The sequence below is a fragment of the Microbacterium sp. NPDC055665 genome (assembly GCF_053618035.1).
On sequence record NZ_JBSHGY010000007.1, the window covers coordinates 15,489 to 36,631 of the forward strand.

Genomic DNA, 21,143 nt, shown 5'->3' on the forward strand with positions numbered 1-21,143 from the left:
TGCGGCATGATCAATGTGTAACACGTCAGCGGGCAACGGCGAGTGAGGCACGCCCTCGGACGCCGGCTCGGGATGCCGGCGTCCGGGAACGCACCTCACATGCGTCGCCTGATGCTGCTACGGGGCGGTCACCCGGAACGAGTCGAAGGAGACGCCGAGTGCCGCCGTCGCGTTCCCCGAGCGATTGCCGCTCAGTCCGACCGGCCCGGCCGCCTGCAACGGCGTCGCATCCGTGGTGTTGAGCTGCCAGTTGGCCGGCTCTGTGCCGCCCGTCGCCCAGATCTTCGCCGAGATCGCCGTCGGCGATGCGCCGGTGACGGAGACCTTCAGCGTGTACGAGGTGTTCGCCGAGAAGGCGAGCCCCGCCACGGGCTGCGCCAGCAGCACGGTGCCTTCGCGATGGGCCACGAGCCAGATCGTCCCGTCAGGACGGAGCCACGCACGCACCAGATACTTGCCTGCGGCCGACTGACGCGCGATGACACCCACGTAGGCGCCGCCGGTCGCCGGTGCCTGATCGACGCGGAACTGCGTCTGGAGCACGGCGTCGGTGATGGACGTGGTGTTCAGCGTGGCGTGCCGCGTGTCCCCGGCGATCAGGGCCATCTTTCCCTGTCCGTCGGCGACGGTGGCCGCCGCCTGCGAGCCACCGGCGATCGACCAGGCACCCCCGACAGCTGCGCTGCCCCACCCGGGACCGGAGGTCCGGTCGAACTCGTCACCGGCCAGCGGGGCGGGCTCGGGCTCGGGTTCCGGGTCCGGGTCGACGGGAGCCGCGGCGACCGTGACCTGCTTGGTGGCGGTGTGCGTCGCCCCCTTGTTGTCGGTCACCGTGAGCGTCACCGTGTAGGTACCGGCTGCGGTGTAGGTGCGAGAGCTGGTCGCTCCCGACCCCGTCGTCCCGTCGCCGAAGTTCCAGGCGTAGGAGGCGATGGTGCCGTCCGAGTCGGTCGAGGCGTTGCCGTCGACGTTGACCGTCAGTGCCGCCGCGGTGGCGGAGAAGGCAGCCGTCGGCGCCACGTTGGTGGGCTCGGGTTCGGGCTCGGGCTCCGGCGCTGGGGCCCCGAGGTTCTTCAGCGTGAAGTTGTCGAAGCTCGCGAGGTTGCTCCCGGTGCCCGTACCGGAACGGTACGAGTACACCGTCGGCGCTCCGGCGACCTGCAGGGCCGCGGTCGCGTCGGTCGTCGACAGCTGCCAGCCGGCGGGTTCTGCGGCACCTCCCGCCCACAGCTTGGCGCGGATGGTCGTGGTCGACGAACCGGTCGTCTCCATCGCCAGGTTGAACGTGCTGCCGGCGGTCCAGGTGAGCCCCGCGACCGCAGTGCTGGCGATCGCCGTGCCGTTGCGCTGGATCACGAGCCACGTGCCCCCGTCAGCGCGATGCCACGCGAGAGCGCGATAGCCGTTCGAACCGGAGCGCCGCGCGCCGAGCCCCTCGTAGGCGACCCCTGTCGACGGCCCGGCGGACAGCGTGTAGCTGATGCGCGCCGAGGTGTCGAGGAGAGACGTCCCCTGCAGGAGCATCTCGCGCGTCTCGCCCGGGGCGAGAGTGATCTTGCCCACTCCGTCGGCGACGGAGGTGACAGCAGCGGAACCGCTCATCGGCGCCCAGGTGCCACCCGCATCGGCTGCTCCCCAGCCGCTCGAGACCACACGGCCGAAGGAATCGGACGCCGCGAACACCTGAGCCTGCGTCGTGACGGTCTTGGTGACGCTCGCCGTCCCGCCGAGGCTGTCGGTGACCGTCAGAGTGATGTCGTGCGCGCCCGCCTGGCTGTAGGTGTGGCCGGCGGTGGCTCCCGATCCGGCGGGAGTGCCGTCACCCCAGTTCCAGGAATAGGAGAGTGTGGCTCCGTCGGAGGCACTCGACCCCGCGGCGGAGACGTTCACCGTCATACCCGAAGCCGTCGACGTGAACGTCGCAACAGGGTCGGCGTGAGTGGTGACGGCCTGACGCGTGGTCGACGCGGTGCCGCCACGGTTGTCGGTGACGGTCAGGGTCACCGTGCGCGTGCCCGCCGTGGCGTACACATGGCTGGCGACCTGACCGCTCGATGTGGTCCCGTCGCCCCAGTTCCATGCGTACGAGGCGATGGTGCCGTCGGAATCCGTGGATGCGGAGGCATCCGCCGAGACCGACAATCCCGTGCCGGTGACCTCGAAGGACGCCGTCGGCAGCACGTTCGCCGCCTGGACCACGACCTGCTTCTCCGTCGTCGCGGCCAGCCCGTTGCTGTCCGTGACCGTGAGCTTCGCCGTGTAGGTTCCGGAGGCCGAGTACGTGTGCGACGCCGTCGCCCCGGAGGCCGTCGGAGACTCGTCACCGAAGTCCCACTTGTAGCCGGTGATCGTAGCCGAGCCGGCCGGAGCGGAAGCGCTCGCGTCGAAGGCCACATCGAGGTCCGTCGCGGTCGCCGTGAAGGAGGCGGTCGGGGCCTCGAAGCCCTTGCCGACGCCGTAGTGCGTCTGCACCTGAGCGGCGGTCAGTGCGTACGGGTAGACCGCGACCTCGTCGAGCGCTCCCTTGAAGTACTTGGAGCTCGGCGCCGAGGGCCAGCTGGTCAGGTTGTCCCCGCCGATGCGCCAGTACCCGAGGTAGTTCTCCGCGGTGGTGGCGGAGGCGTCGGATGCGACGAGCGTGCCGTCGATGAACAGCTTCATCCCGGCTGCGCTCTGCGTCGCCACAGCATGGTGCCAGTCGTTGTCGTTCAGCGCCGTGCTGTTCTGGATCGTCCGCGTGTTCCCGTCATAGGCGCCGAAGACGAGCCGACCGTTGTTGGTCATGTAGAGGTGACGGTCGTAGCTGGTGGAGTCCCCCGATGCTGCGCTCCCGTAGCCGAGCAGCTTTCCGCCGTTGGTGGTGTTGGTCTTGAACCACACCTCGGTCGAGAACTCGGCCGAAGCGGCTGCTCGGTTCGTGGTCGCGACCCGCCCTGACGACGTGCCGGTGAAGGTCGATGCTCCCGTCGCGGTGTTCTCGACACCGGACGTGGACGTCGTGACACCCGAACCGAAGACCGGCGTGTTCGTTCCCGCCCAGTCCTGTGCGGCATTGCCCAGCGGGTAGTAGAGCTGCGGGGCGTCGGCGGTGACCGCATCGACGTATTCGGAGGCGGCTCCTGCCGTCACCGCCACGCTCACGGCCTGGCTGCTCACCGCGTTCCCGTTGCCGTCCCTCGCGACGACGGTGTACTCCTGTTGCGTTCCCGGGGGCGCCGTCTTGTCTTCGAGGCTGATCGTGGGACGGTTCCACCAGGTGCCGTCGGCGATCGTCGTGGCGACCGGCGTCGCGGTACCCGTGCGGCGCAGCTCATACGTGAGCTTCAGGTCGTCACGATCCCAGTTGGCCGGGATCGCGACGCGCACGCGCCCGGGGATGAAGGACTGCGCCGTGGCGGTCCAGTTCGCTCCGGACACCCGAGGGCCGTCCTTCGCTCCGGCCGGCGGCGTCGTGGAGAAGCGCACGAGGCCCTCGAAGCGTCCGTTGTTCACGGACCGGAACTCTCCGCCGATGGAGATCATGTTGCCGGCTCCGGTGATGGAGAGGCCGGCCTGTCCCATGCCCGTCGTGACGCCGACAGCCCAGTCGGGCGTCCAGGCGTACGCGGACGGCGCCGGAGTACCGGCCCAGTTCTTGTAGGTGCTTCCCGCCGCGGGCTGATTGCCCAGGGTTCCGCGGGCATCCGCCGTGTACGCCTCGGAGTAGCGGTGCGTGCGCGGGTTCTGCTCCGGGTGCATGCCCTGCGTGCTGCAGGCGTGGGTGTGGCTCGTCGTGTAGACGACCTTGCCGGTGGAGTACACGCCGTAGTGGTCGCCGAGGCAGTCCGAGATCCAGCGCACCTGGCCGGTCCCGGCCTCAGCCGCGAACGTGCCTTCGAGGTTGCCCACGTCGGCGCTGGCGTAGACCCACCCGGTCCCGAAGACGGCGGTGGAGTCGGCGGCGAGCCCGAAGATGCCGGCCTTGCCCGAGCTCGCGCCCGTGTTCGAGCCGTTCTTGACGGTCTGCGGCAGCGCCCAGGAGGTGTCGACGGCACCGGACGACTTGTCGAGGGCAACAGCGCCGCGCATCGTCAGATCGCCGTTGACCTGCGAGAAGCGGCCGGCCGCGATGACATTCTGGCCTGCGGGGTCCATGACCATCGCATCGACCTGGAGGTCGGTCTGCGGTGCCCAGCCCAGCAGTGCGCCGTTGGCGGCGTTGAACGCCGCGAGGTTCTTGCGCGCCGTGCCGTTACCCTGCGTGAACAGGCCTCCGACGTAGACACTGGACCCGGACGTGGCCATGGCATAGACACCGCTGCCGCCGATCGACGGGTTGAACCCGGGCACCAGCTGACCGGTCACCGCGTCCAGAGCCGCGAAGTTCCAGCGGGCCTGCCCGTTCACCGAGTTGAACGAGCCGCCGATGTAGATGCGGCTGCCGTCGGGCGAGGCCGCGACCGCTTTGATCACACCGTTGACCTGCGGAGCGAACGACAGCAGCTGTCCCGTGTTGATGTCGTAGGCGAGCACGTTGGACCGCGCGGTCAAGCTCGTCCCCGGCACCGCCAGAGGCGCACGCGCATTGTCGAACTTGCCCACCGCGTACACGGTCGACCCGATCACGGTCTGCGACCAGACGTAGCCGTTGTCGATCTGCACCGTCGGAATCGGATCCGACGTCACGACGTTCTCGTCGCGCTGCAGAAGCGGCGGCGGCGACACGTCTGCGGCCGAAGCCGACTGTGCCCCCAGCGTCGTCATCCCCGCGACCAGCAACGCTGCTGTCACGACGGAGGCCAGCGCTCCCAGCGCCCGCCTCGTGGTTGTTGTGTTCCCCATTAGTGACTCCCCAGCCGCAGAACGTGTTGTGAATGTGTGAGATTACGAAAGTGCTTGTAAAGGATGATTCGAGAATGTGTGCGCCGGAGCGCGTTCGTCAGGGCAGCGTGCCGGCGAACGTCGCCACCGGCTCTCCCGCGGCGTAGTTGACGCTGATCTTGACCGAGCGTCCCTTTGTCGGATCGAGCATGAAGACATAGGTGCCGGTGGCCTCGGCCCCCGCAGCCAGCTCACCCGTCAGCGGCTCGTTCGGCCCCGCAGTGGTGGCCACTCCGATGTCGCCGTCGTCCGCCGTCAGGCTGACGACGGCGGAATCGATGCTCTGCGCCCGGTCCGAGTCGTTGGTCACGGAGACGTCGACGACGACGGCCGGACCGGCGTACTCGCCCGGTGTCTCGGGCTCGACGGTGATGGTCGACACCTCGTCGACGGTGACGACCATGTCGGTGGACAGGGTGATCGGCTCGTCGAGCGCGCCGCTCTCCTCCGTCAGCGCCGGAGCCTCGGTGGGCCCCGCGGCCTCATCGTCAGCGGGCGGCGTCCAGTCGGTGGTGCTGGTGCCCTCGGGTGTCGGCGTCTCGGAGGCCTCGGGGGCTGCGGTGCAGCCTGCCGTCACGAGCGCGAGCGCCACCAGAGGCGCGATGAACACCGCGCGTCTCGAGCGCGAAGAGCCGTCCCCAGAACGGCATGATGAAACATTGAACACTGCAGCTCCCCAGAACCCAGATTCCCCATCCCGAAGCCCCCTCGGCTTCGGTCCCCTCAACCACGCAGAACGCGGCGTCGGCTAATCGTAGTGCGGGAATCGCGAAACCACAAGAGCCGACTCAGGACGCGTGTCTGCGGTGCCCGCCCAGCTGAGCGACGACGGTCGCCGTCGCCGCTTCCACTTCGGCGACCGTCTCCCGGTGGCCGCGGCCGCCATGGCGATCCGCGATGCTGCTGGGGTCCGCCGCGCCCCTGCTCCCGAAGAGCCGCCGGACCCGGCTTCCGACGCCGTCCGAGACGGCGAGCGGCACCGATCGCGAGCGGGCGCGATCCAGGTATGCGACGTACTCCGCCACCCGGTCGGCCGCGGAAGACGAGAAACCCGTTCCCAGGTGCGCCGCCTCCTTGATCGTGAACATCCAGTCGCGCGAGCGTGGAGCGAGCCGCACGAGCTCTCCTCGGATGTCCCGCGACGCCGCGAGGACGAGGGTGGACTGCTCGATCAGCTCCACGGTGACCGGTCGTGCTCGATGAGCCTCCACCTGCGCCGCCCAGCCCTCGTCGTCATGAAGCGAGGACACCAGCGTGCAGATCGCGTCGCCCTCATTCGCCCGGACGCCCGCACTGCTGACCGAGATGGAGGATTCAGTCCCCAGCCCTCGTCTCAGCGCGAGTTCTGCCAACGGTGACCGGCAGACGTTCGCGGCGCAGACCACCAGGATCTTCTCCCCGGTCATGCGTCGGCACCCAGCCTTCCGATCTCGCGGAACCACTTGACCGCGGCGAGCGCGAGGAACAGGGTCGCCGCGGCGCAGAGCAGGCCGTATCCGATGAGGAACGCCGAGGTCCAGCCCCAGAGCACGAAGACGAGGCAGACCAGACCGAAATCGGTCGGCAGCAGGATGAGCGATCGAACGAGCGTGCCGCCGCCGCGTTCGTGGGTCGACGCCACCGCGTGCTTGCCCTTGAGGAGGTCGTTGAGGAGCATGCCCGAGAACGTCGTGGACGCGACGATGCTGAACACGATCGGGATCAGCAGCAGCGGGGTGTCGGGCAGCACTCGATAGAGACCGATCAGCACCGCCAGATGGAGCGACGCGATCTTCAGCGTGTCGATGAAGTGATCGAGCCACTCGCCCTGCGGGCTGCCTCCGCCCCGGAGTCGTGCGACCTGCCCGTCGGCGGAATCCCACGCGTAGCCGAGGACGAGGAGCAGCGCGATCAGCAGGCCCATCGGCACGTTCACCGGCCCGAAGGCGATGAGGCCGATGGCCACGAACGAGTGCACCGCGCTGATGATCGAGACCTGGTTCGGGGTGAGACCGATCCGGTACGCGACAGCGGCGAGGACTCTTCCGATCCGACGATTCACGTATACGGAGTACGCGGGCGCGCCGCGAGCGTGCCCCTTCTGCGCACGCGCGAGACGGTGGTAAGCGTCTACGACCATTTCCTGCCCTTCTGGTCTGCCCCCTGCGTACGAGCGATCCGCCGCGCCTCGCGAACTCCACGGAAGTAAGCACGGATCGGTGCGGCCGACTGGATCAGCTGCCGACGTCCTCCGCGGAGGATCACCTCTCGGGCCGTCCGCGGGATCGAGCGACGCCAGCGCCGCACGTCCGCCTCGTCGAGGTGACGCACGGCGAAGAGCATCCGATTGCGGATGTTGTAGTAGTAATAGGTCTCGGATTTGGCTCGCGACAGCTCCGGCCCGGAGCGCTGCGTCCCGCCCTCGTCGTGCACGGCGCTCGCCTCCTCGACGAGCGCCAGCGAGCCACCCGCCGACACCACCTTCCTCGAGAAGTCGACGTCCTCCCAGTACAGGAAGTAGTCGTCGTCGAAGCCGCCGGCGAGCTCCCAGACCTCGCGCGTGATCCACAGGCAGGCCCCGCTCAGCCAGGGCTCGAACGGTCGACCATCCCCGACGATGCGCCGGCGTCGAGCGCGCATGGTGCCGTCGTCGAGCAGCAGGTCGATGCCGTCGAACCAGGTCCGTCCTTCGGAGTCCGAGATGCGCGGGGACGCGAGAGTCGTGCGTGCGTTCGCCGTGGTGGAGGCGAGCAGCCGCAGCGACTCCTGGTCGATGTGCGCATCCGGATTGATGACGAGGATATCGGTCGCCCCTTCGGCGAGCGCGCGGGTCACGCCGATGTTGACGCCTCCGCCGAAGCCCGAGTTGGTGTCGGGCGAGATCAGCAGCCAGTCGTTCTCGGCGGCGACCTCCTCGGCGGCACGGCGCTCGTCGGCGCTCGACCAGTTGTCGACCACGATGACCGAGACGTCCGGATCGATCGCTCGCGCCTCGCGCGCGACGACCACCAGGTTGCGTCGCAGCAGCGCCGCCGAGGCATAGTTCACGACGACGACGGCGAAGCGCCCGTGGACGAACGACACGTGATCCTCCCCCCGGATCCGCATCACGGATCGCATCGGGTCGCCGGTCGAATTCCCCAGAGTCGCGACCGGCGTCGACTCCCAGGAGAACGACTATACGCGAGAGGGCCACGCGGGGAAGGAAATCCGAGGTTCGCGGTACGATGAGCCGGCGTCGCAGTCAGGCGCGCGACTGCCATGGGGATGGCACGACTGCCATGGGGGATGGTGCGGATGACCAGGGGACGGGAATCGAGCGACATGATCGCGGTGACGATCGGCATACCCACTTATCGACGGCCGGAGCTGCTCGAGGCTCTGCTCCTCGCGCTCCCGCCGCGCATCGCGGAATGCGGGGAGCTCGGGGTCGAGATCGATGTGCTGGTCGTCGACAACGACGCCGCCGGCTCCGCTCGAGAGGTCGCGGAGCGCGCAGGTCTGCCGGTGCGATACGTCATCGAACCGACCCCCGGCATCGCCGCGGCCCGCAACCGGATCCTGGACGAATGCGAGGCGCGCGATCTGGTCGCCTTCATCGACGACGACGAGATCCCGCGGGAGCACTGGCTCTCCTCCCTCCTCACGGTCTGGCGCGAGCACGGTGCCGATGCGGTGATGGGGCGCGTGATCTCGATCTTCGACGAGGACGTGGACCCGTGGCTGCTCACCTCCGGAACCTTTCGTCGGCCCACGCGGGAGACCGGCACCGTGCTCGAGGTCGCGGCGGCGGGGAACCTCCTGCTCGACCTCCGCTGCATCCGTCGACTCGGCCTCCGCTTCGATCAGTCGCTCGGGCTCGGCGGCGGCGAGGACACCCTCTTCTCTCGGCAGCTGGTGCGACGAGGCGGCCTGATCGTGTGGTGCAACGAGTCCGAGACCGAGGACCCCGTCGTCGCCGCGAGACTCAGCAGATCCTGGGCCGCGCAGCGCGCGTTCAGCTCGGCGAACGCGAACACGCGGATCGAGCTGCAGCTGACCGAGGGCGCGCTGCGTCGAGGCGCACTGCGCGTACGCGCATTCCTGGGCGGTGTCGTCCGCATCGTTGCCGGCGTCCTTCGCCGGGCGTTCGGCGCCGTCACCTCGAACATCGACCATCACGCCAGAGGCACCCGCATCGCGCACCGCGGCCGCGGGATGGTCGCAGCCGCCTTCGGCCGCCGCTATGACGAGTACAGCCGCCCATCGGAGGACGACACGACCATGACCGACCCCGCATCGACCATCCGCGTGATGCAGTCGCTCGGAGCGCCGCGCCCGACGACGAACCCGTACAACAAGATGCTCGACGAGGCGCTGGGTTCCACCGAGGGGCTCGTGCACCTGCGCTTCTCCTGGAAGACCGCCCTCTTCGGCCGCTACGACGCCTTCCACTGGCACTGGCCCGAGGCCAAGCTGCACGGCTCGAGCTGGTGGAAGTCGACTGGGAAGTACCTCCTCACGACGGCGCTCGTCGCCCGGCACCGCCTGTCACGGCGCATCGCGGTGGTGCGCACCGTGCACAACATCGAGCTCCCCGACGACAACGCACCGCGACTGTGGCTGCTGCGCTTCATCGACCGCCACACGGATTACCGGATCCTCATCAACGAGACGACGCCGCTGCCTCCGGGGACACCGCACAGTCTGATCCTGCACGGCCACTACCGCGACTGGTATGCGAAATTCCCTTCCGCCGAGCGCGTGCCCGGACGACTCGGATCCTTCGGCGGGGTCCGCCGCTACAAGGGCCTGGAAGGGTTCATCGACGCGTACGCGGAGGCCGTCGAGACCGAGCCGACACTGAGCCTGAAGATCGGGGGACGCCCGTCCACCCCCGAGCTCGGGGACGACCTGCGCGCCCGGACCGCGGGCCTTCCGGGTGTCGAGCTGCACCTCGACTTCCTGAGCGATGCCGAGCTCGTCCAACTCGCGACCTCGTCCGAGCTCATCGTGCTGGCCTACCGCTTCATGCACAACTCCGGCAGCGTCCTCGCCGCCTTGTCGATGGCACGTCCGGTGCTGGTGCCGCGCAACGAGGCGAACGAGGCGCTCGCGCGCGAGGTCGGTCCGGAATGGGTGCTCATGTACGACGGCGACCTGGACGCCTCGACGGTCGTCGAGGCGTGGCATGCCGTGTCGACGCTGACGGGCTCGCCCGACCTGTCGCGCCGCGAGTGGGCCGATGCCGGCCGCGCGCACCGTGACGCGTTCCGCGAGGCCGTCGTCCACAAACGACGGCGCGACTGAGCCGGATCCGACGAGCGCTTCCTTCGACGACGAGAGGCTGTATTGATGTCCACACCGATGAGACGCGCGTTCTTCCGCGCGAAAGCAGCGACCGTGCGCGCGAAAGCGGGTTCGTTCCACCGCGAGCTCCTGGCGAACGAGCGCCTCTCGCCGGACGAGTTCGCTCAGATGCAGAACGGGCTCGCACGCGACATCGCGGCGTTCGCCATGAAGTCCTCGCCGTTCTACGGCCGGCACTACGGCGAGCTCGGCATCCGCCCGAACTCCCTGATCGATCCGGAGGCGTGGGCGGCGCTGCCGATCCTCGATCGCGCCACGGTGAAACAGCACGCGGCGGAGTTCCGCACCGCCGAGGCGACGGACGCCAACGCTCGTCCGGCGCTGACCGGGGGGAGCACCGGGGAACCGCTGGCCACGTTCCACGACGCCCGGGTGCCGTCGCTCGCGCTGAGCTGGCGGATGTACTCCTGGTGGGGAGTGGAGCCGTCCGACGACCTCGCCCGTGTGGGTCGCTGGAACTTCGGCCGCCTGGCGACCCTCAAGAACGACGTGGCCTGGTGGCCGACCAAGCAGGTCTATCTCGACGCCGGTCTCATCTCGGCGCAGACCATGGAGACGTTCCATCGCCAGCTCACGGCGACCCGACCGCGCCTGATCGAGGGCTACGTGGGAGCGATGCTGGAGTTCGCCGACTTCCTGGAACGCCGAAAGCTGACCGTCCCCGCACCGACGGCGATCGCGACGACGGCTGCGCCGCTCACGGCATCCGTCCGCGCTCGTCTCGAGTCCGTCTTCGGCGCGCCCGTCTACGACGAGTACCGCGGTTCCGAGTTCGGGTGGATCGCCGGCGAATGCGGCCACCGCGACGGGCTCCACGTGTTCGCGGATGTCCGACGTGTCGAGGTGGTGGATGAAGACGGCGCTCCCGCGGCCCCGGGCCAGCTGGGCGACCTCGTCATCACGGATCTCCGCAATCGCGTGTTCCCCATGATCCGGTATCGCACGGGCGACAAGGGCATCCTTCGAGGGGAACCGTGTCGCTGCGGCCGCGCCCTTCCGCTCATGGAGCAGCCGCAGGGCCGGACGACGGACCTGATCCGTCTGCCCAGCGGGACCGTGCTCGCGCATCGCCTCATGGGGATGTTCGCCGCACACCCGGAAGCAGTCCGGCTCTTCCAGATCCATCAGCTCTCCGACTACTCGATCATCATCCGCGTCGTCGTCGGCGACGGTGCGCAGGCGCGGGATCAGATCGAGAGCGCGGTCACCTCGCTGCGCGAGCGGATCGCGAACGAGGTGCCGGTGACCGTCGAGTACGTCGACGCGCTGCCCTACACGGGCGGCAAGACGAAGTACGTCATCAGCGACGTGCCGACCACGACGTGACTCCGGCGGCGGTCGCGCCCGGGTCTCGGTGCGTGACCGCCGCTGTCATGCCCGGGACAGCAGCCCCTGCACGAGCGCCGCGACCATGATCTGCGTCGTGAAGTTGCGCTCCACCTCGATCCGTCCGTTCCGCCCGAGCTCGGCCGCACGTTCCGGGTCGTCGAGCAGCCGCAGCACGGCGCCCGCGAGTGCCTCCGCGTCCCCGGGCGGCACGAGGTGTCCGGTCCGCCCCTCGCTCACGTACTGCGCCATGCCGGGCGTATCGGAGACGACGACCGGACGGGCTGTCGCGAGTGCTTCCAGAGCCACCGTCATGCCCGAGGCGTGCAGGTTCGGTCTGGTCGGGACGACGATGACGCTGGCGGTCGCATAGAGATCTCGGAGCTCCGCATGCGGCATGTGCCGGACCACCCGCACCCCCTTGGGCGGCACGAGGTCTGAAGCGGTCTGCACCACGACCTCCGTGTCCGGTCGCGCAGCCAGCACCCGCGCGAGCGCCGCGTAGAGCGTCACCGGATCGCGGTCACGATCGTTGCCGACGCTGACGATCCGCGGCTGCGTCGGAGAAGGGCGTGCGCCGAAGAATTCGCTGTCGATGCCGAACGGGATCGCGAACACCCGCGGACCACGGGTCCCCAGCAGGTCCCGGAGCGGGTCGACCTGTGCTTCGCTGAGCACCCACGCGGACTCCGCACCGCTCAGCATCGAGAGCAGGCGCGGCGGTGTGGACCCGGCCCGCGCCATGTCTGTGAGCCAGATCACGCCGGTGGCGAATCGCGCGCGGGGACGCAGGACCTGCAGGCGATAGGCGGTGTTCTCGTCCCAGGACACCGCCAGCCCCTCGACAGGGCGGGGCCCGATGCCCAGCCGCGCTCGCACACGAGGAACTCGACCGGGCGGCGGGAGATCGATCACCTTCACGGCCGCATGATCACGCAGCGCGTCCAGTCCGTACGGCCACACGCTCGGCACCTCGCCCCTGGCATGGCTCTGCGCCCAGGCCGGCGCCGACTGTTCGGCGCGATGAGCCCAGGTGAGAGACAGCGAGGCCCCATCCTCGGATTCCACGAGCCAACTATGGACCCCCGGCTCGATTCCTGACAAGGGTCGATTTCCGCAGGGCAGCTGCTCGGCTCAGCCCGCGGCCGTCACAGCATCCGCCCACCATGCGGCGATGCGACCCGCTAGAGTCGAGCGTACGACTGTGGGGGTCGTCGGACGGCAGGGGATGGCCGTCCCTTCTGTGACGCCACCATGGACATCGACGTTTTCACGAGGGGGATCATGAAGGGCATCATTCTGGCGGGCGGTTCGGGCACGCGACTGCATCCGATCACGCTGGGGGTCTCGAAGCAGCTGATCCCGGTCTACGACAAGCCGATGGTCTACTACCCGCTGTCGACGCTGATGCTCGCCGGGATCCGCGACATCCTCGTCATCACCACCCCGCACGACGCCGCCCACTTCGAACGACTCCTCGGAGACGGCTCGCAGTTCGGGATCTCGCTGACGTTCGCGCAGCAGCAGTCGCCGGACGGACTCGCGCAGGCGTTCACGATCGGTGCCGACTTCATCGGCGACGACAGCGTGGCGCTCGTCCTCGGCGACAACCTGCTCTACGGCCCGGGCCTCGGCACGCAGCTCAAGCGCTTCGCCGACATCGACGGCGGCGCGGTCTTCGCCTACTGGGTGGCCGAGCCGGAGGCGTACGGCGTCGTGGCGTTCGACGACGCCGGCCAGGCGATCTCGCTCGAAGAGAAGCCCAAGCAACCGCAGAGCAACTACGCGGTGCCCGGACTGTACTTCTACGACAACGACGTGATCGCCATCGCTCGCGACCTCGCGCCGAGCGCGCGCGGCGAATACGAGATCACCGACGTCAACCGCGAGTACCTCGAGCGCGGCAAACTCCAGGTCGAGGTGCTGCCCCGCGGCACCGCCTGGCTCGACACCGGGACGTTCGATCAGATGACGGATGCCGCCGACTACGTGCGCACGATGGAGCGCCGCACCGGCATGAAGATCGGTGTGCCCGAAGAGGTCGCCTGGCGCCAGGGATTCCTCGACGACGACGAACTGCGGGTACGAGCCGAGGCGCTCGTGAAGTCGGGCTACGGCTCCTACCTGCTCGAACTCCTGGAACGAGGAAAGCGATGACCCGGCTGCTCGTGACCGGCGGCGCCGGTTTCATCGGATCGAACTTCGTGCACCATGTCGTGGCGCACACCGACGCGCACGTGACCGTGCTCGACAAGCTGACCTACGCGGGCAACCGCGCGTCGCTCGCCGGGCTCCCCGCCGACCGGGTCGAACTCGTCGAGGGCGACATCGCCGATGCCGAGCTCGTCGACGCGCTCTTCGCGAAGACCGACGCGGTCGTGCACTACGCGGCGGAGTCGCACAACGACAACTCGCTGCACGACCCGCGGCCCTTCCTCGACACCAACATCATCGGCACGTACACGCTGCTCGAGGCCGCGCGCCGGCACGAGCGCCGCTTCCACCACATCTCGACCGACGAGGTGTACGGCGATCTGGAGCTCGACGACCCGCAGCGCTTCACCGAGAACACCCCGTACAACCCCTCGTCGCCGTACTCGTCGACGAAGGCGGGCAGCGACCTCCTGGTGCGCGCGTGGGTGCGGTCGTTCGGAGTGCAGGCGACGATCTCGAACTGCTCGAACAACTACGGCCCCTACCAGCACGTCGAGAAGTTCATCCCGCGTCAGATCAGCAACGTGCTCCGCGGCATCCGTCCGAAGCTCTACGGCGCGGGCCAGAACGTGCGCGACTGGATCCACGCCGACGATCACTCCTCCGCCGTGCTCACGATCCTCGACAAGGGCGAGATCGGCGAGACGTACCTGATCGGCGCCGACGGCGAGAAGGACAACAAGTCGGTCGTCGAGCTCATCCTCACGCAGATGGGGCAGCCGGCGGACGCCTACGACCACGTGACCGATCGCGCCGGTCACGACCTGCGCTACGCGATCGACTCCACGAAGCTCCGCACCGAGCTCGGCTGGGCGCCGCAGTTCTCCGACTTCGAGTCGGGCCTCGCCTCGACCATCGACTGGTACCGGGAGAATGAGGACTGGTGGGCGCCGGCGAAGGACGCGACCGAGTCGTTCTACGCGGCGAAGGGCCAGTGATGACGGAGTTCGGCAAGGCGCTCACGGTCACCGAGACGCCGATCCCCGGCCTGCTCGTCGTGGACCTGCCCGTGCACGGGGATTCTCGCGGATGGTTCAAGGAGAACTGGCAGCGCGAGAAGATGGTCGCCGCCGGGCTCCCGGACTTCGGTCCGGTGCAGAACAACATCTCCTTCAACGATGCGGTCGGCACCACGCGCGGCATCCATGCGGAGCCCTGGGACAAGTGGGTCTCGGTCGCGACCGGGAAGATCTTCGGCGCCTGGGTCGATCTTCGCGCGGGCGACACGTTCGGCACGGTCTTCACGACGGAGATCGACCCGTCGCGCGCGATCCTGGTGCCCCGCGGCGTCGGCAACTCGTATCAGACCCTCGAGGCGGACACCGCCTACACCTACCTCGTCAACGACCACTGGTCGCCCGACGCCGAGTACTCGTTCCTGAACCTCGCGGACGAGACCGCGGCGATCGCGTGGCCGATCCCGCTCGCCGACGTCGAGGTCTCGGCCAAGGACCTCGCGCACCCGCGCCTCGCCGACGTGACGCCGATCGGACCGAAGAAGATCCTCGTCCTCGGCGGCGCCGGCCAGCTCGGACTCGCGCTGCGCGCAGCTCTCGGTGACGCCGAGCACGTGGAGTACACGACGCGGGAGACGCTCGATCTGCGGGCCGACGACCTGGCCACGGCGCGACGCTGGCGCGACTACCGCGCGATCATCAACGCCGCCGCCTACACCGCGGTCGATCTCGCCGAGACCGACGACGGACGCGGCGACGCCTGGTCGTCGAACGTCACCGGCGTGACCGCATTGGCGCGCATCGCCACCGAGAACGGCATCACCCTCGTGCACGTCTCCAGCGACTACGTGTTCGACGGCACGAAGTCGAGCGCGTACACCGAGACCGACCCGGTGCGACCGCTCGGGGTCTACGGGCAGACGAAGGCGGCCGGCGACGCGGTCGCCGCCACGGTTCCGCGGCACTACATCGTCCGCACATCGTGGGTCATCGGCGAGGGGCGCAACTTCGTGCGCACGATGGCATCGCTCGCCGAGCGGGGCATCTCTCCTCGGGTCGTCGGCGACCAGATCGGGCGCCTGACCTTCACCGAAGATCTGGCCTCGGCGATCCTGCACCTGCTGTCGACCGCTGCGCCCTCCGGCGTCTACAACGTGACCGGTGCGGGAGAGCCGCGGTCGTGGGCCGACATCGCGCGCGCCGTGTACCGCCTGACCGGGCACGACCCGTCCGCCGTGACGGATGTGACTACGACGGAGTACTTCGCCGATCAGACGGGCCCGATCGCCCCGCGCCCGCTCAACAGCGTGCTGGACCTCGACCGCATCCAGGCGACGGGATGGACGCCGCGGGACGCGGATGCCGCCCTCGAGGCGTACCTCGCCGCGAGCAGCTAGAGCTCACCCGGCTTCATCGCCTCGGCATCGATCGCGCGGATGACCCGCAGGGCGGCGGTATCCGTCGGCGGCTCGGCCCCCGCGGCATCGCCCTTGCGCCGCCGCTGCGGCGCGTAGACGACGAGCGAGTGGAACAGGAACCGGGCGAAGAACGCGACGATCAGCGAGAGCGCCGTCGCGAGCACGCTCGAGATGTGCCAGGACTCGACCATGAGCGCCATCACCGGGATCCGCAGCGCGGCCTCGACGTTGTTGAACGCGAAGGAGCTGGCGAAGCGGATGCCGAGGGCGCGGGCATCCGTGCGCATGTCGGCGAACACGAACCGCTCCTGCAGCAGGAAGTTGCCGATTATCGTGACCTCGGCCCCGATGATGGCCGCCCAGACGTACGGCACGCCCGCGGCGGTGAGCGCCCACATGATGCCGAGGTTCGCGGCCGCGCCGATCACGCCGATGAGCGCGAACAGCGACATCTTCCCGAAGCGCAGGCGGGCGAGGTGCGCGATGAAGGTCGCCCCCTGGCGCAGACTCGCCTTGGACGTGCCGTGCCGGCGCTCGCCGAACTCCATCGGCACCTCGGCGATGCGCAGATCATTGCGCGCGAGGATCTCGAGGAGGATCTTGAAGCCCTGCGGCTGGAGCGCCGACAGGTCGAGCTGACGGCGGTCGACGAGGAAGAAGCCGGTCATCGGGTCGGTGCTGCGCGCGAGGCGGATGGGGAACATCGCCCTGGTCAGCCACGTCGCCACGCGGGAGACACCGAAGCGCACGGCCGTGCCGAGCCCGCTCGTGTCGCCTCCGCCGATGTAGCGGGACGCGGCGACGAGGTCGGTGTCACCCTGCGCGAACCGCTCCAGCAGGATGGGAAGGAGCTCGGGCGGATGCTGCAGATCGCCGTCCATGACGATGCAGACATCCGATGCCGCGGCCTCGAGTCCGACGGCTACGGCCCCGCCGAGTCCGCCTCTGTTGTCGGTGCGGTGGATGACCCGCACGGGAATCGGGGCGTCGACCGCGACCCGTTCGACCTCGGCGGCGGTGTCGTCGGTGCTGTCGTCGACGAACAGCACCTCGGCGTCCCATCCGGCGAGCGCGGCGGCGGTGCGGGCGACGAGTTCCGCGACGTTCTCACGTTCGTTGAACGTCGGCACGATGACCGTGACCGGTGTCCCCACGTCAGCCCCCTGTTCCGCGCACGCACCGCGTGCGGCCTCCATCGTTCCATGGGTTGCTGTGGGGAACGAAACCCAGATCTGCTAGACTGTCGAACTGCGGCTGTGGGAGTCGCGAAGCGGATGGGGATCCGTTTACTGGGGAATTACTGATCTGGGGAGATCATGGGGACGCGTATCGGCTACGCCGTTGGTGCTTTCGACCTGTTTCACGTCGGGCATCTGAATCTACTTCGTCACGCCAAGCAGCACTGCGACATTCTGATCGCAGGCGTCGTCAGCGACGAGATGCTGCGTCAGGTGAAGGGCATCGAGCCCGTCATCCCGACCGCGGAGCGTGCGGAGATCGTGAAGCACATCTCGTTCGTCGACGACGTCTACGTCGAGACGACGCCGTCGAAGATGGACTCGTGGCGCGACGTGCAGTTCACGCACTTCTTCAAGGGCGATGACTGGCGCGGAACCGACAAGGGGCTGCGCCTGGAGAGCGAGTTCGCCGAGGTCGGGGTCGAGGTCGTCTACTTCCCGTACACGGCGCACACGTCGAGCTCGTCGCTGCGCCGCGCGCTCGACGCGATCACCGCCGGCGCGAGCGCGCCCGCCCTCGCCGCAAGTCGCTGACACCCGGGGCACATCCCCGGATCGCTCAGTTCGCGACGCCGAGCAGGCTGCGCGCCATCCGCGCGACGTGCGGCGGCGTGTGCGGCCCGAGCCAGACCGTCCACTGCGACGGCGGCTCGGAGCAGGTCCACTCGACGCACCAGGAATGCACGGCATTGGCCAGCCGCTCGCCACGTGTGTGCGCACGGATGCCGTCACCGCGCACCAGCCAGCGCACCGACACCCCCTCGGGCACGTCGATGTGACGGAACTGGATACGCGCCGCGGCTTCGAGGAGGATCACGCCCTGCGCGTCCCACGGCAGCCGCGCCGCGATGCTCGCGATGAGGCCGGCATCGGCCGCGTCGCCGGCGATGAGCACGGCACCTTCGATGTCGTCCCAGTCGGGATCCTGCAGGTGCTCGCATGCGCTGCTCATGGCTTCGAGTATAGGTAAGGGTACCCTTACTCACAAGGGATGGTCCGTGATCGGCGCGGCTCTAGCGGTCGGCAAAGGCGCTCGTCAACGCCTTTGCACGACGATGCCGCGCAGAGCACCCTCGGAGTGTGGACAGATCTGAGATGCCGCACCGACGGCGCATTCGACGCCCCGTGTCTTTCCTCGCCGGGGTCGCCGTCGTCGCGCTGCTCTCCGGGTGCGGGCTCACCGTTCCCACCGACCCCGACGGCACCCTGGACTCCGTGACGGGCGGAGTGCTCCGCGTCGGCACGTCCCCGGATGGCGAGCTGGTGGAGGTGAGCGGCGACAGCCCCTCCGGCGCGATCGTCGACCTCGTGGATCGCTTCGCCGACAGCATCGACGCCGAGACCGACTGGACCGTCGCGTCCGAGGAGACGCTGGTGAAAGAGCTCGAGGCGGGAGAGCTCGACCTCATCGCCGGCGGCATCACCCCCGACACCCCCTGGGTCGACAAGGCCGGCGTCACGCGAGGCTATCGCGGGATCGAGGGCGCCGAGGGTCGCGAACTCGTGATGCTGGTGCCGCTCGGCGAGAACGCCTTCCTGTCGACCCTGGAGACCTTCCTCGACGAGGAGGTCGGCGGATGACCGAGACCCGGCAGTTCGGCCGCACCACCCTGCCCGCCGAGCAGGCGCGCGCGATTCGTCGCGCGGTCAAGTGGGAGATCTTCACGATCGTCTACACCTCCATCACGATCGCCGTGATCGCCCTCGTGGTCGGTGAGTCGCAAGCCATGCGGACAGCCTGGATCGAGGACATGCTCTCCCTGATCCCGCAGTTCGCCTTTCTGACGGCGCTGATCTTCGTACGACGCCGCCCCACGAAGAAGCACCCATACGGCCTGCACCGGGCGATGGGCGTCGGGCATCTCGTCGCCGGAGTGGCGCTGCTCGCCGTGGGCCTGAACCTCGCCGTCGAGGCCGTGACCGGCCTGATCGCGGCCGAGCATCCCACGATCGGCACCGTGCAGCTGTTCGGGCAGACGATCTGGCTCGGGTGGCTCATGGTGAGCGTCATGGTGGTCGTGATCATCGGGCCCGTGTTCTTCTACGGCCCCGCGAAGTCCAAGCTCGCTCCCGTGCTGCACAACAAGCTGCTGTACGCCGACGCCGACATGGCGAAGGCGGACTGGCAGACCACGGTGGCGTCGGTCGTCGGCGTGCTCGGCATCGGCGTCGGCGCGTGGTGGCTGGACGGCGCGGCAGCCCTGTTCATCTCCCTCGGCATCATCTGGGACGGCTTCCGCAACACCAGGACGGCCGTGGTGGACCTCATGGATCAGCGCGCCCGCACCTACGACAGCAAGCACCCGCATCCGCTCGCCGCCGACATCGTGTCGTACCTGCGGAGTCGGCCCTGGGTCGCGCAGGCCGGCGTCCGGATGCGCGATCAGGGTCAGGTCTTCCACATCGAGGCCTTCGTCGTGCCGCATCGACGAAAGGTGCCGCTGGACGACCTCACCGCCGCTGCGGAGGGGATCGCCGACATCGACTGGAAGATGCAGGACGTGGTCGTGATCCCCGTGGAGCATCTGCCCGAAGAAGTGGACAGGGGTCGATGAGTCACCCGGGCCCGGATCAGGAGGACGCGCTCTTCCCGGGCTTCGCCACGACGTCGATCACGACGGACGCCGCGGAGATCTTCGTGCGGCACGGGGGCTCCGGCCCGCCGGTGGTGCTGCTGCACGGGCATCCGCGAACCTCGGCCACCTGGCATCGCGTCGCCCCGCTGCTCGTGGATCGCGGCTTCCATGTCATCTGCCCGGACCTTCGCGGCTACGGCCGATCCCGCGGACCGGCACCCACCGCCGATCACACCGCGCATTCCAAGCGGGCCGTCGCCACGGACATCGTCGAGGTCGCGCGACAGCTCGGCCATGACCACTTCCACCTCGCCGGGCATGACAGGGGAAGCTACGTCGCTCTGCGTCTCGCCCTGGATCACCCGCAGGTCGTGGACCGCCTCGCCGTCATGGACTGCATCCCGATCAGCGAACACCTCCGACGTGTGGACGCGACGTTCGCGATGAGCTGGTGGCACTGGTTCTTCTTCGCCCAACCGGACATCCCGGAACGCGTGATCGGCGCCGACCCCGGCGCCTGGTATTCACCCAAGGCCGACCCGGCGACCATGGGAGAGGCGAACCATGCCGAACTCATGACGGCGGTGCAGGACCCGCGAGTCGTCCGCGCGATGCTCGAGGACTACCGCGCCGGCCTCACCGTCGACCGCGACCACGAGGAAGCCGACCGCACCGCCGGTCGCCGCGTCCAGGCATCGACCCTCGTGCTGTGGTCGAAGCGAGACGACCTCGAAGCCCTCTACGGCGACCCGCTCCAGATCTGGAGCGACTGGGCCACGGAACCCGTCGGCTTCGCCATCGACAGCGGACATCACATGGCGGAGGAGGCTGCTCCGGCCGTCGCTGCAGCGCTCGGACGATTCTTCGGCTGAGCCCCCCCCTCGCGAGACCCCGGCCCGCTCTCAGCGCCACCCCATCCCGGCGGCCGTAGGCTGGAAGCATGACTTCTGCTGCCTCCGACACCATCACGATGTTCGGCGCCGACTGGTGCCGCGACTGCATCCGCACCAAGAAGCAGCTCGATGCGCTCGGTGTCGAGTACACCTACATCGACCTCGTCGCCGAGCCCGCCGCCGCGGACCTCGCGAAGGAGATCTCCGGTCGCACGAACATCCCGGTCGTCGTGTACCCCGACGCCTCGCACCACGTCGAGCCGTCGAACGCCGATGTCGAGTCGAAGCTGCGCGAGCTCGCACTGATCTGAGCGCCCCTCATCGCGCCGCTACA

18 protein-coding genes are annotated in these 21,143 nt (G+C 68.8%); 10 read left to right on the forward strand and 8 right to left on the reverse strand.

The genetic code is table 11. From position 1 onward, the window contains the following. Nucleotides 1-117: 117 nt before the first annotated feature. The 5 genes from ACWGO6_RS14930 to ACWGO6_RS14950 form a co-directional block, all read right to left on the reverse strand. On the reverse strand, nucleotides 118-4,821 hold the full coding sequence (locus tag ACWGO6_RS14930; RefSeq protein WP_452327093.1) for a PKD domain-containing protein: 4,704 nt from the start codon (nucleotides 4,819-4,821) through the stop codon (nucleotides 118-120). Between the two features lie 97 nt (nucleotides 4,822-4,918). Then, nucleotides 4,919-5,470, reverse strand: a complete 552-nt coding sequence (locus tag ACWGO6_RS14935) for a DUF4352 domain-containing protein (RefSeq protein ID WP_452327094.1) — start codon at nucleotides 5,468-5,470, stop codon at nucleotides 4,919-4,921. 178 nt (nucleotides 5,471-5,648) lie between these two features. Further along, a complete protein-coding gene (locus ACWGO6_RS14940) occupies nucleotides 5,649-6,266 on the reverse strand; it encodes an arsenate reductase/protein-tyrosine-phosphatase family protein (protein ID WP_452327095.1) in 618 nt (205 codons plus the stop codon). Beyond that, nucleotides 6,263-6,979: a CDP-alcohol phosphatidyltransferase family protein gene (locus ACWGO6_RS14945; protein ID WP_452327096.1), complete on the reverse strand. Its 717-nt coding sequence runs from the start codon at nucleotides 6,977-6,979 to the stop codon at nucleotides 6,263-6,265. Before ACWGO6_RS14945 ends, ACWGO6_RS14940 begins: the two co-directional genes overlap by 4 nt. Then, nucleotides 6,970-7,923, reverse strand: a complete 954-nt coding sequence (locus ACWGO6_RS14950) for a glycosyltransferase family 2 protein (RefSeq protein ID WP_452327097.1) — start codon at nucleotides 7,921-7,923, stop codon at nucleotides 6,970-6,972. Before ACWGO6_RS14950 ends, ACWGO6_RS14945 begins: the two co-directional genes overlap by 10 nt. A 213-nt stretch (nucleotides 7,924-8,136) precedes the next feature. Here ACWGO6_RS14950 and ACWGO6_RS14955 point away from each other — a divergent pair, with 213 nt between their 5' ends. Then, nucleotides 8,137-10,128, forward strand: coding sequence for a glycosyltransferase (locus ACWGO6_RS14955; protein WP_240744996.1), 1,992 nt, complete (start codon nucleotides 8,137-8,139; stop codon nucleotides 10,126-10,128). A 45-nt stretch (nucleotides 10,129-10,173) separates the two neighbouring features. After that, on the forward strand, nucleotides 10,174-11,514 hold the full coding sequence (locus ACWGO6_RS14960; RefSeq protein ID WP_452327098.1) for a phenylacetate--CoA ligase family protein: 1,341 nt from the start codon (nucleotides 10,174-10,176) through the stop codon (nucleotides 11,512-11,514). 45 nt (nucleotides 11,515-11,559) lie between these two features. On the opposite strand, the gene ACWGO6_RS14965 is transcribed toward ACWGO6_RS14960, so the two are convergent. Further along, the gene (locus ACWGO6_RS14965; RefSeq protein WP_136040987.1) at nucleotides 11,560-12,582 is read right to left on the reverse strand and encodes a glycosyltransferase family 4 protein; all 1,023 of its coding nucleotides are present in this window, start codon (nucleotides 12,580-12,582) and stop codon (nucleotides 11,560-11,562) included. Nucleotides 12,583-12,798: 216 nt separating this feature from the next. Between ACWGO6_RS14965 and rfbA the strand changes: the two genes are divergently transcribed. The 3 genes from rfbA to ACWGO6_RS14980 are packed head-to-tail and all read left to right on the forward strand — an operon-like array spanning nucleotide 12,799 to nucleotide 16,081. Continuing rightward, nucleotides 12,799-13,671, forward strand: a complete 873-nt coding sequence (gene rfbA, locus ACWGO6_RS14970; RefSeq protein ID WP_136040988.1) for a glucose-1-phosphate thymidylyltransferase RfbA — start codon at nucleotides 12,799-12,801, stop codon at nucleotides 13,669-13,671. Continuing rightward, the gene (gene rfbB / locus ACWGO6_RS14975) at nucleotides 13,668-14,666 is read left to right on the forward strand and encodes a dTDP-glucose 4,6-dehydratase (RefSeq protein ID WP_452327099.1); all 999 of its coding nucleotides are present in this window, start codon (nucleotides 13,668-13,670) and stop codon (nucleotides 14,664-14,666) included. Before rfbA ends, rfbB begins: the two co-directional genes overlap by 4 nt. Continuing rightward, on the forward strand, nucleotides 14,666-16,081 hold the full coding sequence (locus ACWGO6_RS14980; protein WP_136040990.1) for a sugar nucleotide-binding protein: 1,416 nt from the start codon (nucleotides 14,666-14,668) through the stop codon (nucleotides 16,079-16,081). The genes rfbB and ACWGO6_RS14980 overlap by 1 nt, the downstream gene beginning before the upstream one ends. Here ACWGO6_RS14980 and ACWGO6_RS14985 read toward each other — a convergent pair. Next, the gene (locus ACWGO6_RS14985; RefSeq protein ID WP_136040991.1) at nucleotides 16,078-17,298 is read right to left on the reverse strand and encodes a glycosyltransferase; all 1,221 of its coding nucleotides are present in this window, start codon (nucleotides 17,296-17,298) and stop codon (nucleotides 16,078-16,080) included. The two genes, ACWGO6_RS14980 and ACWGO6_RS14985, sit on opposite strands and share 4 nt — an antisense overlap. A 120-nt stretch (nucleotides 17,299-17,418) precedes the next feature. Here ACWGO6_RS14985 and ACWGO6_RS14990 point away from each other — a divergent pair, with 120 nt between their 5' ends. After that, a complete protein-coding gene (locus ACWGO6_RS14990) occupies nucleotides 17,419-17,874 on the forward strand; it encodes an adenylyltransferase/cytidyltransferase family protein (protein ID WP_136040992.1) in 456 nt (151 codons plus the stop codon). A 25-nt stretch (nucleotides 17,875-17,899) separates the two neighbouring features. On the opposite strand, the gene ACWGO6_RS14995 is transcribed toward ACWGO6_RS14990, so the two are convergent. Then, nucleotides 17,900-18,292 (reverse strand): SIP domain-containing protein, encoded by a 393-nt coding sequence (locus tag ACWGO6_RS14995; protein WP_136040993.1) that lies wholly within the window; start codon nucleotides 18,290-18,292, stop codon nucleotides 17,900-17,902. Between the two features lie 128 nt (nucleotides 18,293-18,420). Between ACWGO6_RS14995 and ACWGO6_RS15000 the strand changes: the two genes are divergently transcribed. The 4 genes from ACWGO6_RS15000 to ACWGO6_RS15015 all read left to right on the forward strand — a co-directional run bounded on the left by ACWGO6_RS15000 (nucleotide 18,421) and on the right by ACWGO6_RS15015 (nucleotide 21,120). Then, a complete protein-coding gene (locus tag ACWGO6_RS15000) occupies nucleotides 18,421-18,921 on the forward strand; it encodes a transglycosylase SLT domain-containing protein (RefSeq protein WP_342589064.1) in 501 nt (166 codons plus the stop codon). Then, entirely contained in the window at nucleotides 18,918-19,895 is a 978-nt protein-coding gene (locus tag ACWGO6_RS15005) for a cation transporter (protein ID WP_136040994.1), read from the forward strand. Before ACWGO6_RS15000 ends, ACWGO6_RS15005 begins: the two co-directional genes overlap by 4 nt. Then, entirely contained in the window at nucleotides 19,892-20,788 is an 897-nt protein-coding gene (locus ACWGO6_RS15010; RefSeq protein WP_452327100.1) for an alpha/beta fold hydrolase, read from the forward strand. The genes ACWGO6_RS15005 and ACWGO6_RS15010 overlap by 4 nt, the downstream gene beginning before the upstream one ends. A gap of 68 nt (nucleotides 20,789-20,856) precedes the next feature. After that, the gene (locus ACWGO6_RS15015; protein WP_136040996.1) at nucleotides 20,857-21,120 is read left to right on the forward strand and encodes a glutaredoxin family protein; all 264 of its coding nucleotides are present in this window, start codon (nucleotides 20,857-20,859) and stop codon (nucleotides 21,118-21,120) included. The last annotated feature ends 23 nt before the right edge of the window (nucleotides 21,121-21,143 follow it).

Bases quoted from the DNA above. Each gene is read 5' to 3' on its own strand.
- ACWGO6_RS14945 (WP_452327096.1), bottom strand. From the start codon at position 6,979: ATGGTCGTAGACGCTTACCACCGTCTCGCGCGTGCGCAGAAGGGGCAC.
- rfbA (WP_136040988.1), top strand. From the start codon at position 12,799: ATGAAGGGCATCATTCTGGCGGGCGGTTCGGGCACGCGACTGCATCCG.
- ACWGO6_RS15015 (WP_136040996.1), top strand. From the start codon at position 20,857: ATGACTTCTGCTGCCTCCGACACCATCACGATGTTCGGCGCCGACTGG.
- ACWGO6_RS15005 (WP_136040994.1), top strand. From the start codon at position 18,918: ATGACCGAGACCCGGCAGTTCGGCCGCACCACCCTGCCCGCCGAGCAG.
- ACWGO6_RS14980 (WP_136040990.1), top strand. From the start codon at position 14,666: ATGACGGAGTTCGGCAAGGCGCTCACGGTCACCGAGACGCCGATCCCC.
- ACWGO6_RS14960 (WP_452327098.1), top strand. From the start codon at position 10,174: ATGTCCACACCGATGAGACGCGCGTTCTTCCGCGCGAAAGCAGCGACC.
- ACWGO6_RS14955 (WP_240744996.1), top strand. From the start codon at position 8,137: ATGACCAGGGGACGGGAATCGAGCGACATGATCGCGGTGACGATCGGC.
- ACWGO6_RS14995 (WP_136040993.1), bottom strand. From the start codon at position 18,292: ATGAGCAGCGCATGCGAGCACCTGCAGGATCCCGACTGGGACGACATC.
- ACWGO6_RS15010 (WP_452327100.1), top strand. From the start codon at position 19,892: ATGAGTCACCCGGGCCCGGATCAGGAGGACGCGCTCTTCCCGGGCTTC.
- ACWGO6_RS14990 (WP_136040992.1), top strand. From the start codon at position 17,419: ATGGGGACGCGTATCGGCTACGCCGTTGGTGCTTTCGACCTGTTTCAC.
- ACWGO6_RS14930 (WP_452327093.1), bottom strand. From the start codon at position 4,821: ATGGGGAACACAACAACCACGAGGCGGGCGCTGGGAGCGCTGGCCTCC.
- ACWGO6_RS14940 (WP_452327095.1), bottom strand. From the start codon at position 6,266: ATGACCGGGGAGAAGATCCTGGTGGTCTGCGCCGCGAACGTCTGCCGG.
- ACWGO6_RS14985 (WP_136040991.1), bottom strand. From the start codon at position 17,298: ATGGAGGCCGCACGCGGTGCGTGCGCGGAACAGGGGGCTGACGTGGGG.
- rfbB (WP_452327099.1), top strand. From the start codon at position 13,668: ATGACCCGGCTGCTCGTGACCGGCGGCGCCGGTTTCATCGGATCGAAC.